Source organism: Pseudonocardia halophobica, from assembly GCF_050948485.1.
Classification (GTDB): Bacteria; Actinomycetota; Actinomycetes; order Mycobacteriales; family Pseudonocardiaceae; genus Pseudonocardia; species Pseudonocardia halophobica.
Genome location: NZ_CP192046.1, coordinates 595,885 through 610,812, shown reverse-complemented (window position 1 = coordinate 610,812; position 14,928 = coordinate 595,885). Strand labels below are relative to the sequence as shown.

Annotated in this window: 13 protein-coding genes and 1 pseudogene; 6 read left to right on the top strand and 8 right to left on the bottom strand. The window is 69.4% G+C overall.

The window, feature by feature from the left end; all coding sequences use genetic code 11:
• Positions 1–853 precede the first annotated feature (853 nt).
• Positions 854–1,620, bottom strand: a pseudogene (locus ACQP04_RS02970) (AAA family ATPase).
• 53 nt (positions 1,621–1,673) lie between these two features.
• Here ACQP04_RS02970 and ACQP04_RS02965 point away from each other — a divergent pair.
• Positions 1,674–2,045, top strand: a complete 372-nt coding sequence (locus tag ACQP04_RS02965) for a hypothetical protein (RefSeq protein ID WP_433505544.1) — start codon at positions 1,674–1,676, stop codon at positions 2,043–2,045.
• A 201-nt stretch (positions 2,046–2,246) separates the two neighbouring features.
• On the opposite strand, the gene ACQP04_RS02960 is transcribed toward ACQP04_RS02965, so the two are convergent.
• The 4 genes from ACQP04_RS02960 to ACQP04_RS02945 form a co-directional block, all read right to left on the bottom strand.
• Entirely contained in the window at positions 2,247–3,344 is a 1,098-nt protein-coding gene (locus ACQP04_RS02960; protein WP_433505543.1) for a YeiH family protein, read from the bottom strand.
• A gap of 142 nt (positions 3,345–3,486) precedes the next feature.
• Positions 3,487–3,996 carry a flavin reductase family protein gene (locus ACQP04_RS02955; RefSeq protein ID WP_433505542.1) on the bottom strand — a complete coding sequence of 170 codons (510 nt, stop codon included), beginning with the start codon at positions 3,994–3,996 and terminating at the stop codon, positions 3,487–3,489.
• Positions 3,997–4,107: 111 nt separating this feature from the next.
• Positions 4,108–5,319: a bifunctional 3,4-dihydroxy-2-butanone-4-phosphate synthase/GTP cyclohydrolase II gene (locus ACQP04_RS02950; RefSeq protein ID WP_433505541.1), complete on the bottom strand. Its 1,212-nt coding sequence runs from the start codon at positions 5,317–5,319 to the stop codon at positions 4,108–4,110.
• Positions 5,320–5,393: 74 nt separating this feature from the next.
• Positions 5,394–6,476 (bottom strand): LLM class flavin-dependent oxidoreductase, encoded by a 1,083-nt coding sequence (locus tag ACQP04_RS02945; RefSeq protein ID WP_433505540.1) that lies wholly within the window; start codon positions 6,474–6,476, stop codon positions 5,394–5,396.
• 204 nt (positions 6,477–6,680) lie between these two features.
• On the opposite strand from ACQP04_RS02945, the gene ACQP04_RS02940 reads away from it, so the two are divergent.
• The 3 genes from ACQP04_RS02940 to ACQP04_RS02930 all read left to right on the top strand — a co-directional run bounded on the left by ACQP04_RS02940 (position 6,681) and on the right by ACQP04_RS02930 (position 9,886).
• A complete protein-coding gene (locus ACQP04_RS02940; RefSeq protein ID WP_433505539.1) occupies positions 6,681–7,565 on the top strand; it encodes a LysR family transcriptional regulator in 885 nt (294 codons plus the stop codon).
• Positions 7,566–7,761: 196 nt separating this feature from the next.
• The gene (locus ACQP04_RS02935; protein ID WP_433505538.1) at positions 7,762–9,102 is read left to right on the top strand and encodes an MFS transporter; all 1,341 of its coding nucleotides are present in this window, start codon (positions 7,762–7,764) and stop codon (positions 9,100–9,102) included.
• 445 nt (positions 9,103–9,547) lie between these two features.
• Complete coding sequence (locus ACQP04_RS02930) at positions 9,548–9,886, top strand: IS3 family transposase (RefSeq protein WP_433505537.1); 339 nt, start codon at positions 9,548–9,550, stop codon at positions 9,884–9,886.
• A 355-nt stretch (positions 9,887–10,241) separates the two neighbouring features.
• Here the strand turns inward: ACQP04_RS02930 and ACQP04_RS02925 are convergent, their stop codons facing one another.
• From ACQP04_RS02925 to ACQP04_RS02915, 3 genes are read right to left on the bottom strand one after another with little or no spacing between them, the layout of a single operon-like run.
• Positions 10,242–11,318: an LLM class flavin-dependent oxidoreductase gene (locus ACQP04_RS02925; protein ID WP_433505536.1), complete on the bottom strand. Its 1,077-nt coding sequence runs from the start codon at positions 11,316–11,318 to the stop codon at positions 10,242–10,244.
• 14 nt (positions 11,319–11,332) lie between these two features.
• Positions 11,333–11,935, bottom strand: coding sequence for an isochorismatase family protein (locus tag ACQP04_RS02920; protein WP_433505535.1), 603 nt, complete (start codon positions 11,933–11,935; stop codon positions 11,333–11,335).
• Positions 11,932–12,576 (bottom strand): GntR family transcriptional regulator, encoded by a 645-nt coding sequence (locus ACQP04_RS02915; RefSeq protein WP_433505534.1) that lies wholly within the window; start codon positions 12,574–12,576, stop codon positions 11,932–11,934. The genes ACQP04_RS02920 and ACQP04_RS02915 overlap by 4 nt, the downstream gene beginning before the upstream one ends.
• 85 nt (positions 12,577–12,661) lie before the next feature.
• On the opposite strand from ACQP04_RS02915, the gene ACQP04_RS02910 reads away from it, so the two are divergent.
• Positions 12,662–13,549, top strand: a complete 888-nt coding sequence (locus ACQP04_RS02910) for an isocitrate lyase/PEP mutase family protein (protein ID WP_433505533.1) — start codon at positions 12,662–12,664, stop codon at positions 13,547–13,549.
• A gap of 917 nt (positions 13,550–14,466) precedes the next feature.
• On the top strand, positions 14,467–14,811 hold the full coding sequence (locus ACQP04_RS02905; protein ID WP_433508285.1) for a LuxR C-terminal-related transcriptional regulator: 345 nt from the start codon (positions 14,467–14,469) through the stop codon (positions 14,809–14,811).
• Positions 14,812–14,928: the final 117 nt, after the last annotated feature.

The window sequence follows — 14,928 nt, the reverse complement described above, 5'->3', positions numbered from 1 at the left end:
CGCGCTCAGCCAGGCCGGCCTAAGGGGTAGATCAGCGGCCCTCTATGCCCAGCAGGCCCTGAGGCGAACTCCTCCCTCGGTCGGCGGAACAACGAACCACGCTGACGGCGACCGCGACTCCCGCACGTCAGCCATCGTGCGCGCGTGTTGTCGGTGGCGTCGATCGCTGCCGATCGGTGCGGTCCCGAACCGGATCCACTCCCTCCGGCATCAGCGGACCTGGCGCGGGCCTCCCGCTGGACCCCCTCCCAGCGGACGGCCGTGCCCCCGTGCTGCGTGAGCGGAATCTAGGACCGCCTGCCATCAGAACCTGTATGCAGCGCTGGGTCGCTCGCTCGGAGTTTCCAGTCATGAGCGACGCGACGCGTGATCTCGCGGCCGCCGATGCTGTTCGTGTGCGTTCACAACGCGGCAAGTCCCGAATGACCGCCGAGTTCATGCGCCAGCTCGCCGGGACCGGATCGAGGTCCACTCCGCCGGCACCGACCCCGAACAGATCAACACCCGGTCCGCCGAGTCTCTCGCCGAAGTCGGCGCCGACATGACCAAGACCCCGAAGCCCATCGACCCCGACCTGCTTCGAGCGTCGACCTGGTGGTCACCTCGGCCGGAGGCCCACGTCGACGCGCTCGAGGGCGTCGAGTAGCGCAACAGGGCCACCCACGAGCCCTCCGAGGCGGCATCGACGGGATCAAGCGTGTGCTTTGTCCGCGACGACATCGCAGCGCGCGTCAAAGATCTGCTCGACGAGTTCGCTCCTGACCAGCGGCTCTGAGCTGACTCAATTGGGCCGGCGCCTCGGCACGCAGGTTCAGACCTTCTCTAGCTGTTCAAGTCGGCGCCGCCGCGCCGCTTACCACCCGCCGGGGCATCCGGCCTCCGGCCGGTCCCCGTCCGGGGCGCGGCTCCGGTTGGCGAGTTCGCTGTGTGCCGATGGGTCTGGATTAGAGGAGAACGTCAGCTCTTCGCTTCGCGACGATGCATCGCCCAGGGCGAGATTTGCTTCCGTCGAAGAGATCACCAGCTGGTGAGTGTCTTCGTCGCGCGCGACGGCGAGCACTGAGCGGGCAACCTCCGACCACGCGATCGATCCGAGGATGAGCGTGCCGGTGTCCGCAGACTCGCGTTTGCCGAAGTGCACAATCCCCAGCACCGCGGCACCCGTGTCGACCGCCAGCTTCGAAACGGGCTCGACGCCACGACGCATCTGGCGGTCTCGGTCTCCGTCGAGCGAGCTATCGATCACCGAGGTCGCGGCGTCGAGTACGACGAGGGCCGCGCCGAGATCGCCGATCTCTTCCGCAAGCAGCCATGTGTCTTGGGGCAGGACAAGCGGCGACTCGTCCTCGCTCGGTGTCATGGCGTCTAGGAAGACGACTCGCTCAAGGTTGGCCCGAGCTGCCACCGGACGCGGGACGATCGTGCTGTCTCTCGCGTCCTCCGAGTTGACGTAGATGACGCGACGAGACTCGCCGAGGAACTCCCGGCGCGCTCGCCACGCGTGACCTGTGCGACCAGGTCCACTGCGACTGTCGACTTGCCGAGCCCTTCTCGACCGGCCAACGGCGTCAGCCCGCCGAGCACGATTCGGTTCTGCCACAACCATCGCAGCCTGCGCATCGTCACTTCAGAGGCAGGCGTCCGGCGGAGCCGACGCCCTCGACCAGGAGGACGTGGACCTCTCGGCCGGCCTCATGACCATCCGCCGTCAGCTTGTCCAGAACGGATGGCAGGTCATCGAGAGCGGCCGAGTGAAGGTGCTGCAGGAGACCCTCGGCCGCAGTTCGGTGACGCTCAACGCCGACACCTACACGTCGGCCTTCCACGACGTGGCGGCGATTGCGGCCGAGGCGGTCGCAGCGTTGATTCCATGTGCCCGAACCGGATCCGCCACGCACAGACCACGCACGCACTCGCCCGAAGGCGATCATCCCGAGGTGCGATCTCCCCAGGTAGAAGGGGGTGGGCCCCTGGAACCCATGCATCCTGCCTGGTCTCCTGGGCCCGAGCGGACGAGCTGCACAGGGTCGTTGACGAGATTCTGAGCATGGAGCGCTGGAGCGGACCCCACCAGACGCCGCAATCCTCGAACCCGCCCAGCCGCTACCTGCCTTCGTCGACCCCACCGTCGCAGCGACGACTTAACGATCAACGGGACCTGCTCCCCGACGCATTCACAAGTGGAATCGTGACGCGGACGGGCGACCTCTGAAGGACCGGAGCAGCAAACCAATTGGATGCTCGAGTCACAACAGACCAAGCACGGCCTGCATGCCGAGCCCTGTCGCAGCGACTGTGACCCAAAGCAGCCCCCCGAATATCAGCGGGCGGACTCCGGCGGCGCGCATCTCAGAGAATCGCAGATTGAGGCCGATTCCGGCGAGAGCGGTGGTGAGGAGGAAGACGCCGAGCAGGGACAGGGGTTCGCGCCAGCTCGAGGGGATCAGGCCGAGGCTCTGCATCGCGGCGGAGGCGAGAAACCCTAGCAGGAACAGGGGGACCACCTTTCTCCAGGGAATACAGCGGGGCCCTCGTCCCTCGTTCCGTCGCCGAGCCTTCAGGGCACCGAGCGCGATCACGATAGGAATCAGCATGAGGGCGCGGGTGAGCTTCACGACGATGCCGTGTTGTCCCGCCTCGTCGCCGTAGGCGACGGACGCGGCGACCACGGACGATGTGTCGTTGATTGCCGTCCCGGCCCAAAGGCCGAAGGCCTGCTGGTCCAGACCGAGCAGGTGACCAAGAGGAGGGAAGAGTAGAACTGCGACGATATTGAATGTGAAGATGACACCGACGGAGTAGGCGATGTCGGCGCGCCTCGGTTGAATGACTGCCGAGGTAGCGGCGATTGCCGAAGCCCCGCATATCCCAGTTCCGACGGCGATCAGGGTCTGGCCGTCGCCGCGCACGCCCACTAGCCGCCCGAGCAACCAGCCACCGCCTAGGGCCACGGCCAACGTGCTGACCATGACGGGTAGCGAGCTTAGTCCGACGTTGGCGACCTGGGCCAATGAGAGCCCGGTGCCGTAGACGACGATCGAAAGCTGGAGGACGGGACGGGAGGCGACGGCCAGGCCCGGGTCGAGCCGGTCGCCCGGTTTCACGAGTGCGCCGACAGCGGCACCGAGAACGATCGCGACGACTGGTCCTCCGATAACGGGAACCGCGCGGCCGACGAACGTTGCCACGCTGGCCACAGCCATGGCCAGGAGCAGTCCAGGGCCGAGGCGGCGCAGGATCGAACCGGCCCGTCTCGCTAGGACGGTGGACATCCCCTGGGGTTTGTGCCCGAGCCCGGGTTGGGGGTAGGGGATGCCGCCTGCTGACTGACCGGGCACGATCATCGGGACTCCATGAGGCAGCGGGGGTTGCGAATCGAGCGGTGCGCAACGGCATCAGCGCAGACCAGCCGCAGAGCGCCCGCCGGCAAGTGCTTGATCCCAGCACGACGACGGGCCCACCGGCGCCATGGTGTGCCCGGGGCGATCAGGCGGGCAGCAACCCGGAGTGGGTGCCGAAGGTCCGCCGGCTGTAGACCAGCGGCCGCCGGTCTGCCGTCTCGGCCGCGGTGACCAGGCAGAACAGCACCACGTGATCCCCGCCGCCGACGAAATCCAGTACCTCGCCTGCGACCCAGCCCGCGTTTCCATCGAGCCGTGGCAGGCCTGCGCTGAGAGTCCACGCCGTACCAGCGAACTTGTCATCGCCCTTGCTGGCGAATCGCATCGCCAGAGCGTCATGGCCCTCGGCGAGCAGGTTGATCCCGACGCGGCGGGTCTCGTGTACCGCCGCCAGCAGTCGGGATCCGCGGTCGAGGGCCACGCAGACCATCGGCGGGTCCAAAGACAGTGAGCAGAACGCGGTCACTGTCGTCCCGTGCGGACCGGCCTCGGTCGTGGTGGTCACCACGGCGACCTGTGCGCACACCTCGCCCATGATCGACCTGAACCGTTCCCCGGACACGGGGATAGCGGTCCTGTTGGTGGTGATGGTCATCGGGCTTCCTCTGTGTCGGCAGTAGTGGGAAGAGACCGGGGCGGTCGCGCAGGCCGCACCCCTGCTGCTGCGGTCAGTCCCTGGGGTTCAGCGGCCAGGGGCGGGCATCGGTCAGCCGGCGCTCTCCTCGAGTGGCAGCGCGTGCCCCATTCGGTCTCGCTTGGTGCGGAGGTAGCGGAGGTTGTGCTTGGTGGGCGCGGTCGGCAGGGCGACGCGCGCGACGATCTCGATATCGCGCCCACCGAGCCCGGCGTACTTGGCGGGGTTTCCGGTGATCAGCCGGACGCGCGGCACGCCGAGATCACCGAGGATCTGCGCTCCGGCGTCGTAGGAGCGGGAGTCGACGGGTAGGCCTTGCGCGATGTTGGCGTCGACGGTGTCGAGGCCGCGCTCCTGCAGCGCGTAAGCGCGGATCTTGTGCGCGAGACCGATCCCGCGGCCCTCCTGCCCGCGCAGGTACACGAGTACGCCGGCGCCCTCGGCCACGATCGCCTCCAGTGAGCGCTCCAGCTGGGCACCGCAGTCGCAGCGCACGGAGCCGATGATGTCCCCGGTGAGGCACTCGCTGTGTACCCGGACGAGGGCGCCTCGGGCGCTGCGGCCCGCTGCGGCTGCATCCCCATGAACGAGAGCGAGGTGCTCAGTGCCGTCCACGCAGGAGCGATAGGCCTCAGCTCGGAACTCGCCGAACACCGTCGGCATGGTCGCGCTCGCGACATGCTCGACAAGACGCTCGGTCCCGCGTCGGTGACGGACCAGATCGGCGATGGCAAGCATCGGGATGACATGCTCGGTGGCGAGAGCACGCAGGTCCGCGCCGCGGGCCATCGCCCCGTCGGGGGCGACGATCTCGCCGATCACACCGACGGGTTCGCGGCCGGCCAGCCGTAGGAGGTCCACCGCAGCTTCGGTGTGCCCGGCCCGGGCCAGCACGCCGCCCTCACGGGCACGCAAGGGGAAGACGTGACCGGGCCGGCGCAGCTCGGCGGGGGTCGTCGCCGGATGAGCAAGGGCCCGTAGCGTCGTGGCGCGGTCGGCGGCGGACACCCCGGTTCCGGCGCTGACGTGGTCCACCGTCACGGTGAAGGCTGTCCCGTGGGTTTCCTCGTTGTTCTCGACCATAGGAGGAAGCCGCAAGGCGTCGGCCCGAGCGGCGGACATGGGCGCGCACAGGATTCCGGTGGTGTGCCGTACCAGGAACGCGATCTGCTCAGGTGTGGCGGTGGCGGCGGGCAGGACGAGGTCGCCCTCGTCCTCCCGGCCGGGATCGTCGGTGACGATCACCATGCCGCCCGCGGCCAGGGTCGCGACCGCGCGCTGCACGGCTCCGGTGGTCGGCAGCGCGGCGACCGGTCGCGGGTCGGTGCTGATGTGCGTCATCGCGGTAGCTCCTGGGTCTAGACGTACTCGAGCTCGCGCTGCCCGGGGAGGCGCTCCTCCGCGAACAGGGGCATGACGAGCTGCCCGAACCGCTCCGCCTCGCGGGCGTGCGGGTAGCCGCTCAGGCAGAAGCTGGTACAGCCGGCGTCGATGAACCGGCGCAGGGTCGCTGCGACCTGCTGCGGGTCACCGACCACCGCGACTCCCGCGCCCTCGCGGACGGTGGCGATCCCGCTCCACAGGTGATCGTCGATCATGTGGTTCTCAGCGCGCGCCAGTTCCTTCATCCGGTCGTTGGCCCGGGACTGGTCTCCGGAGGCCTGGCGCGCCGCACGCAGCTCGGGCGTGGCGTCGGCGATGAGGTCGTGCGCTGCCGCCCACGCCTCCTCCTCCGTCTCGCGGACGATGACCTGCAGGCGCATGCCGTAACGAAGGGTCCGGCCCTGCGCGGCTGCGCGGCTGTCCATCTCCTGCACCCGCTCGGCGATCGCGTCCGGGGTGTCGCCCCAGAACAGGTGCACGTCGGCGTGCGCGGCACAGAGCTGCTTCGCCGCTTCCGACAGACCGCCCAGGTAGAGTGGCGGGTAGGGCTTCTGCAGCGGCTTGGGTTTGACGAGGATCCCGTTGGCTCGGAAGAACTTCCCCTCGAAGTCGAAGGGCTCGTCCTCAGTCCAAGCGCGCTTCATGACGTCCAGCGCCTCGCCGAACAGCTCGTAGCGCTCGTCATGGCCGTAGAAGGAGCCGTCGGCCTCCAGCTCGGCTGAGGTCCCTCCAGCAATCAGGTTGACCCGGACACGGCCACCGGAGAGCTGGTCGAAGGTGGACAGCATCTTCGCCATCACCGTTGGGGCGACAAACCCGGGGCGGGCGGCGACGAGCGGCGCGATCCGCGTGGTCCGTGCGGCGATCATCGCGCAGGTGATGTAGGCGTCCCAGCAGTTGGTCTGCACGGGTACGAGCAGGTACTCGAACCCTGCGTCCTCCGCCTTCTGCGCGACGTCGGAGAACAGCTCCATGCCGGGCTCGATCTCGGCGTCGGGGCGCCCGAACGCCGTCGTGTCGCCCCAAGTCGGAATGAACCAGCCGAATTCGATGGTCACGTCCACCCTCCGCGGTGTGCACCGGTGCTCACGTCGCCGACGACGACGGATCGGACTGGCAGCGCCGCACCCCGGGTCCGGGGCCGCTCCGCCCTCGGTACCGACGCTAGCTACCGGCCGGTGGCCGGGTCCAAGCCGAGCTACTTGTGCGGGTCATACGGGCGACTTATCGTCACGTACGCGAGCGTCGGAACGGGGGCGGACGTGGAGGTCCGGCAGGCGCGGCACTTCCTGGCCGTCGTCGACCATGGGACGACCGGACGGGCGGCGGCGGAGCTGCACATGACACAGCCCGCCCTGTCGCAGTCGATCGTGGCGCTCGAGCGCGAGCTGCGGGTGCGGCTGTTCCTGCGCTCGACTCGGGGGATGGCACTCACGCCAGCTGGGGAGGCGCTCATCGGGCCGGCGCGTCGGCTCGTCGAGTCGTCCGTGCGGGCTGTCGCGGCGGTCGAGCAGAGCATCGACGTCCCGCACGGAACACTGAACGTGTCGGTGATGCCGGCGCTCGCGGCGACTCCCGTGTCGACCTGGATCGCGTGGTTCCGCGACGCCTACCCGCAGGTCTCCGTCCGCCTCTCGCCCTACTTCGGTGACGAGACCGTGACCAGGGTCTTCGACCGCGACCATGCGGAAATCCTGGTGTCGTTCGTCGGCGAACCCGGACCCGGCCGGGTTCAGCGGGTAGAGGTCGGCTCCCAGGAGATGGTCGTCGCCCTGCCGCCCGGAACGCCGGTGCCCGACGGGCCGACGGTGCAGCTCGAGGAGGTCGCGCACCTGCCGTTCGTCGTCGCGCCACCCCGTACTTCGATGCAGCGGATCCTGCAAGATGCCTTCGACAAGATCGGCTCCACCCTGGCGGTGGCCGTCGAGACGCCGTTCATGGACACCATGCCGGCGCTGGTCGCCGCCGGGGCGGGATGCGCCATCTTCCCGGCACGCGGAGCGGAGACGCTGCGCGCGCTCGGGGCGGTCGTCAAGCACCCCGAGCCGCCGATCGATCGGCCCTACTACCTGTTCTACGCGGCCCACCGGTTGTCCTACGCCGCCCAGGCCTTCATCCGGACGGCGAGGTCCGAAGACTGGTCCTGACAGACCGCTCCATAAGCGTCGCCTATAGGGGCCGTACGGACGTCGCGTTGGAACTACGGCCCCGGCGCAACGCAGGATGTACTGGCTTCCGGCCGACCGCTTGGCCGGGGTTCGCTGCGGGCACCCGGCGGGCAACGCCGGACGACGCCGCCGCGACGGGCCGAGTACGTCCGAACCGACAAGAGGGAGCGTCAGCGTGGACGCCAACACCGAGCAGGTCCAACCTGAGCAGCGGGACCAAGACCCGGAACAGGCCGCCCCGCCCGGGCGACGGATCCGCAGCGTCGTCGCCGCCAGCACCGTCGGCACCGCCATCGAGTACTACGACTACTTCATCTTCGGGACAGCAGCCGCGACCGTCTTCCCGAAGCTGTTCTTCCCCGACTTCAGCCCCGCGGCGGGAACACTTGCGGCCTTCGGCGCCTTCGGAGCCGGGTTCCTCGCGCGGCCGCTCGGCGCCGCGGTCGCCGGGCATTTCGGTGACCGCATCGGCCGTAAGGCGATGCTGGTGGCGACACTGCTGGTCATGGGCCTGTCAACGTTCTGCATCGGCCTGCTCCCGCCCTATGCGACCATCGGGATCTGGGCCCCGCTCCTACTCGTCCTGATGCGACTGGCGCAGGGTTTTGGGGTTGGCGGCGAACTTCCGGGCGCCCAGCTGATGTGCGTGGAGCATGCAGGGCCGCGACGTCGCGGTTTCTACGGCAGCTGGCCGCAGAGTGCCTCACCAATCGGCCTGGCGCTGTCGACCGGCGCGTTCGTCGTGATCGGCGGGCTGATCAACGACGAGCAGTTCGCCCAGTGGGGCTGGCGGATCCCCTTCCTGCTCAGCGGTGTCCTCGTGCTGGTCGGGATCTTCGTGCGGCTCAAGACGCACGAGAGCCCCGAGTTCGAGCGAGCTCGCCGGCGCCAGAGGAACGAGGTCGCACCGCTGCGCGAGTTCGTGAAGAACAACCGCCCTGCTGCTCTGCGCGGCATCGGCATGTACCTGGGCGTGACGGTGATCTACTACCTCGTCACGACCTTCATGATCTCCTACGCCACGGGCACCCTCGGGATGCCGCGCTCTACGGTGCTCAACGTCGTGCTCTGCTGCCAGCCGATCTTCTTCGCCCTCTGTCTCACGGGCGGCGCGGTATCGGACCGCATCGGCCGGCGTGCGGTGTACGTCATCGGCACACTCGGAGCCGGGGTGGCAGCCTTCCCGGCCTTCGCTCTGATCGACCAGGCAACGACGACGGGCCTGCTGCTGGGCACCTTGCTGCTCGGCGGATTCCTCTTCTTCTACGTCGGCGCCCAGGGAGCATTCTTCGCCGAGATGTTCGACGTGCGGGTCCGTTACACAGGAACGTCCCTGTCGATTGCACTCGCAACGCTGGTCGGCGGAGCCTTCACCCCGGCCGCCGGCACGCTGCTCGTGCAGTGGTTCCACGGCGGCAGCACCGGAGTAGCCCTCTTCGTGATCGCCATCGCGGTCATCGCAGCCGCCTCCGCGGCGGCGGGGCGCGAGACTCTTCCGACCAGGACGGTGGCCTGAGGGGCGGTCGTGGCTGCGTTTTGACGAGGGAAATCGGAACGACAGAACACCCACTGAGCGCAACACCCGCGGCGGCCCTCCACCGGGATCATCCGGTGGACCGCCGCCGTGGCGTTGTCAGCGATTATGCCGGACGCCCGGGAGCAAGATCGGTGGCCGCGACGCACGAGGGCGACTCTTCCGGCCAAGTGCGACGCGGCCGTCCTCCACGATGAGCCAAAGCGGGCCCTCCCCCACACCTGCCAGCGCCGTGCACCGTCGCGCAGATGCACCTGAGCTCGGGCTATGTCGGGCGTCGATGGCGAGATCGTGCATTTCTGGTCAGCTTGCGCTAAGGCCGCCGGCCACGCAGGAAGTACATGATCGGCACGAGACCGACGGAATTGATCAACAAAATGGCGGCTGCCCACCTCGCCTTGGAACCGTGGATCTCTCGGCTTGACCGTTGCGCGAGGTCGATCAGAGCAGCAATCTTCAGCCCTGCCTCGAAGGCACCACCAAGCATGATCGCTTGCCGAAGGCGCGGATCCAGTTCGTCCCACCGTCTCTTGGCCACGACATGACCATGGACCGCATCAGAATCCACGACAACTACCAGGAGGCGGAGAACGCGCTGTTCGCCTACATCGGCTGGTACAACGCCGAGCGCATCCAGGAGCGTCGGCTGGCACAGTCAGCCACGAGCTCGTCGAGATCCCCCGCGATCGGCGCTCCGGCATGGTGCTCGAAGATCTCCTTGGGTGTCCGCGTCATCTCATCCCTCATCCCCCTGCTGTGGGTCTGACACAGCAGCGTGCCGAGCCGCGGCAGCCGGGCGTTCGCCCGCGCCCCGGCCAAAGCGTCGTCCCGGTCAACCGGCTGGTCCAGCGGGCGATCGCGAATGGGGCACGGCTGGCCTTGCGCACCCCGCCGGCGCTGGCCCGCGCGCTCGGCCGGCTCAACCGCCGGGGCCTGCGGCTGCACGACTCGATAGCCCGCTGGGGCCGGCAGGATGGTGGTGGAGCAGCTGGCCGCCAGCTGGTTATGTTCCCCAGCCGTCGAGGACCGACATTGGCTGTCCGCGAACCCGGCGCTCCCCCGAGCACGGGTAGGACGGTCGGGTTCCCTTGTCGTCGAGCCGGTTCGCCGAGCGGCTGCAGTCAGGCCGCGGGCTGGGCCGCGGTGGTCAGCAGCGGCTTGACCCGCTCGCCGAACTTCGTGACGCCGTCGACGAAGTCTGGCCAGGTCAGTAGGGCACCGTCGATACGGGTGGTGGCGGCGATCTCGTCGAACTGGCGGGCGACGGACTCGTAGGAGCCCTTGATCACCGGCAGCGACAGGAAGGCCATGTTGCCCTCGTCGGCGGGCCGCGCGAGGCTGGCGAGTAGCTGCGCGGAGGTGCCGTCCTGGTTGGTGTCGAGTGCGGCGCCGCCGAGCATCAGCGAGATCGCTTCGGTGTCGGCGTGGTCGAGGATGTGCCGGCACAGCCGCTCGGCCTCGGCGTCGGTCTCCTCCGCGATCACGCAGTAGAGGGCGAAGGTGCCGACGTCGCGGCCCGCCTGCCGGCCGAACTCCTTCACGCCGGAGGCGATCGAGGCGACCTGGGATCGTTCGGCCATGATGAAGTTGCGGTCGCCGTGTTCGGCGGTGAAGCGCTGCCCCTTGGGAGACTGTCCGGCGCAGACGATCGGGACGTCGTGCAGCGGCTTGGGTCGCACGTCGCAGTCGGTCAGGGTGAAGTGCTCGCCGCGGAAGTCCGCGTTGCCCTCGCTCCAGAGCGTGCGCAGGACCTGCACGTACTCGGCGGCGTAGGTGTAGCGCTTGTCGAAGTAGTCGTCGCCGGGCCAGAGCCCCATCGACTCGTACTCGGGCTTGTTCCAGCCGGTGACGATGTTGAGCCCGCACCGCCCCTGGCTGATCTCGTCGATGGTGGCGACCATGCGCGCGGCGAGTACGGGGTGGGTGGCCAGCGTGGTGACGCTGGGGAAGAGCTGGAGGCGCTCGGTGTGCGAGGCCAGCGCCGACATCAGGGTGAACGACTCCAGGCAGGATCCCCAGAAGTCGCTGCTTCCGGGGATGCCGTGGTGCTTCATCATCGACAGGACGAAGTCGAGTCCCTGCTTCTCGGCCTCCTGGGTGATGGCCAGGTTGTGCGCGAAGCTCGGGCGGTACTGCGGGCTACCGGTGGAGATGATGTAGCCGTTGGTGGCGTTGGGGATGAACACGCCGTACTGCATGGTGAGCCTCCTGGTCAGCTGAGGTGGGTCAGGACGTCGTCGAGGTCGACGACGTCGGCGTACTTGGCGTCGAGATCGGTGAGGTTGCGCTCGTGCAGGGCCGGGTCGCGGTCGGCGCAGGCCTGCCGGACCACGAGTGCGCGCAGTCCGTGCTGCAGGCAGTCGGTGGCGGTCGCGCGTACGCAGCCCGAGGTGGACACGCCGGCGACCAGGACGCTGTCCGCCCCGAGAGCGGTCAGGGTGGCGGCAAGCGAGGTCCCGGCGAAGGCCGAGGCGTACTGCTTGACCACGACGGTCTCGCCAAGCGCCGGAGTGAGGGCCAGTGCGTCCCAGTCGCCCGGGGCGCCCTCGGCGAACGCGGCGAGCGCGGGGACCTTTCGCACGAAGAGCCCGGCGTCGGCGAGGTCGGCGGCGTAGCGCACCACCGTCCACAGCACGGGCACGCCCGCGGTGCGGGCGGCCTCCACCAAGGTTTGGGTGGCGGTCAGCGGCGGGTCGGGTAGCGCGAACGGTCCGTCCGGCTCGGTGTAGGCCCGCACAAGGTCCACGACCAGGACCACGGGGCGCTCGCCCCAGCCCAGTCGGCCCGAGAAGGCGCCACCATGGGGACGGTTCACGAGGCGCTCCGGAGCATGACGGCGCGAGCGTTGCGCAGGTGGGCGACCATGACCGCCGCCGCCCAGTCGGCGTCCCGGGTGCGCAGGGCCGCGACGAGCTCCTCGTGGTGGGCGAGGCTGCGCCGCAGCGAGTCGTCGTCGTAGCGGTGGAAGTTGCGCAGCACCACGGGCGGGCGGACGGCGCCCGCGAGGGCCGTGGCCAACGCCGGGGAGTCGGCGGCGGTGACGATCAGGCCGTGGAACCGGCGGTTCAGCGCGGCCAGCTCCTCCAGGTCCTGGCCCGGACCTGTTGGCCCGCTCCGAAGCATCCGGCTGCTGAGCAGCGCGAGCTCGTCGGTCTCCGCCGCGGTGATCCGGTCGGCGGCCAGCGCCGCGAGGCGGGGCTCGGTGGCCTGACGGACGTCGAACAGCCCGGCGAGCTCGGCGGCGGTCCAGGTGCGGACCCGCGCACCCCGGTGCGGGACCAGCTCGATCAGCCCCTCCACGGCGAGCCTGCCCAGGGCCTCCCGGACGGGGGTCCGGCTCACGTCGAGCCGTGCGGCGAGTTCCGCCTCACCCAGGCGCGAGCCCGCGACGAGCTCGCCCCGCAGGATCAGCTCTCGGAGGGTCTCGACCGTGCGATCGGACTGGGTGGACCTCATTGTGTGCAATGTAGGGATCACGGGGTCGGATCGCTAGGCTCTGCCCCGACGTTGCATGCAAAGTTCCTGTTTCAGGAGGATCCTCGTGTCCGGACTGTTGAGCGCACCCAGCCCCCGGTCGCGGCTGCGCGACCTGCTCTCCGGGCCCGGCCCGCTCGTCGCCCCCGGCGCCTACGACGCCCTGTCCGCCCGGCTCGTCGAGCAGGCGGGTTTCGACGCCGTCTACATGACCGGCTTCGGCACGACGGCGGGCCTGCTCGGCCGCCCGGACGTCGGCCTGCTGACCGGCACCGAGATGGCCGACAACGCCCGCCGGATCGTCGCGGCCGTCGACGTGCCGGTGATCGCCGACGGCGACACCGGCTACGGCAACGCGATCAACGTGCTGCGCACCGTGCAGACCTACGAGCAGGCCGGGGTGGCCGCGATCCAGCTCGAGGACCAGGTCACGCCGAAGAAGTGCGGCCACATGCGCGGCAAGGAGATCGTGCCGCTGCCGGAGATGCTCGGGAAGATCCGGGCCGCCGCCGAGGCCCGCCGCGACCCCGAGTTCCTGATCATCGCGCGGACGGACGCCGTCGCCGTCGAGGGTGTCGACGCGGCGATCGCGCGGGCGAAGGCCTTCCGCGAGGCCGGCGCGGACCTGCTGTTCGTCGAGGCGCCCACCGCGGAGGCGGACATCGAACGGATCGCGGGCGAGCTCGCCGGGGTCGCCCCGCTCGTCTTCAACTGGGCGGAGGGCGGGAAGACCCCGCCGCTGAGCCTGGAGCGGATGATCGAGCTCGGGTTCGCGCTGGTCATCTACCCGATCGGCACGCTGCTCGCGGCCACCGCCGGGATCCGGTCGCTGCTGGAGACCCTGCGCAAGGACGGGACCCCGCAGGCCGCGCTGCCCGGCCTGCCGGCCTTCGACGAGTTCACCTCGCTGGTCGGCCTGCCCGAGGTGCAGGAGCTGGAGCAGCGCTACCGCTGAGCGGTCTACCGGGGAAAGGCGGTCTTTATTGCTTCCGCGACGGCCGCGGATGTGGGCCCACGGCCGCGACTCCGCCCAGTCCTGGCCCGCTCCGGGATGCGGGCCGGTTACGACTACGTCCACGCCGCCGTCGACAACCACTCCCGGCTGGCCTACGTCGAGGTCATCACCGTCGCCGAGGGAGGGGAGAACCAGCGCGACTGCGCCGGGTTCGCCCGCCGCGCCACTGCCTGGTTCGCCGACAACTACGGGGGTCATGTTCCGATCCGTAGTGGGGGCGCGGCCGCCGGTATGGTCGGCGACCAGCGGAAAGACTTGCATCAGTGGCGACCTCTGGGCACTGGAGGCACTCGCAGTTCGCAGATCAGATGGTGGAGCAAGATTCACTACCTTGCCGGCCCGCTCCCGGCCGCGCCATCGGGCCCATGCAGGACGCCTGGGTACCTCCCGTGCCGCATCCCCCGATACTTCGCCCGGCCTCTCGCGTCGATTGCGCTGGGTGAGCGCGACGACGCGGCCACGTCCTCGACGAGTACGCCGCCATGGTCCGCCGGTGACCGGAGGTACCGATCCCGACGTGGTTGGGCTGGCTGCGCGGAGACCTGCTGAGGCTCGCAGCGAGCCGGAGACCGCCCGCGAGCACCACGCCACGGACATCGCCGATCCGGCCACCCGCCTGCTGCCATTCGTTCACGCGTAGCTCCTGCACACGGCGAGGAACCTCGAACGTGCCGTCGGCCACCCTCGCAATGCCATCGACCGGCTCACCCCTGCTCAGATGATCTTCGCGGACCTGTGGGCGACCCTGTACACCCAGAGGGTCGCCGCGACCTGGCGGCCTGCGGTGGGGACGCGGTCCGAGGATCCGCTCGCGCTCACCGAGCGGGAAGACGTGGTGACGCTGGTGATGCGCGGGGCTGACCAGCAAGGAGGTCGCGGCCGAGCTGTTCCTGACCGCCAAGACCGTCGACCACCACCCCGAGAAGGTCAACTCCAAGCTCGGCATCCCCGGCCGCCGCGAACTCCGGAAACTGCGGACTGGCAATTCCTCCAAGGTCACGGGGGCCCCGATCGCGCAAGGTGAACCGCATGAACAACGACGAGTTCTGGACCCCCCGCGGAGTCCGGCTGCGCAAAGCCCACACCACCGACGGCCGTACGGGATGACGGAAGTGGGGCTGGCGACGGTGAGCCCGCCGTCAGGCCGGATCAAGCCCGGCTCGGTCGGGCAGGTGGTTCCCGACGGTGGCCGCGGGGGTTGATGCGCGCTGGACGTGGCGCACGCTCGATGACCTCAGCGATCGCTTGGCTGCCGGACTGCCGGGAACCGGTTGGAGGCCACGCCCGAGCCCGGCTCAGCCCCGCACTACCTGAACGCT

What these genes read in the sequence shown, in the direction of transcription:
- ACQP04_RS02960 (WP_433505543.1), bottom strand. Translation starts at nt 3,344, where the DNA reads ATGATCGTGCCCGGTCAGTCAGCAGGCGGCATCCCCTACCCCCAACCC.
- ACQP04_RS02915 (WP_433505534.1), bottom strand. Translation starts at nt 12,576, where the DNA reads ATGAGGTCCACCCAGTCCGATCGCACGGTCGAGACCCTCCGAGAGCTG.
- ACQP04_RS02955 (WP_433505542.1), bottom strand. Translation starts at nt 3,996, where the DNA reads ATGACCATCACCACCAACAGGACCGCTATCCCCGTGTCCGGGGAACGG.
- ACQP04_RS02925 (WP_433505536.1), bottom strand. Translation starts at nt 11,318, where the DNA reads ATGCAGTACGGCGTGTTCATCCCCAACGCCACCAACGGCTACATCATC.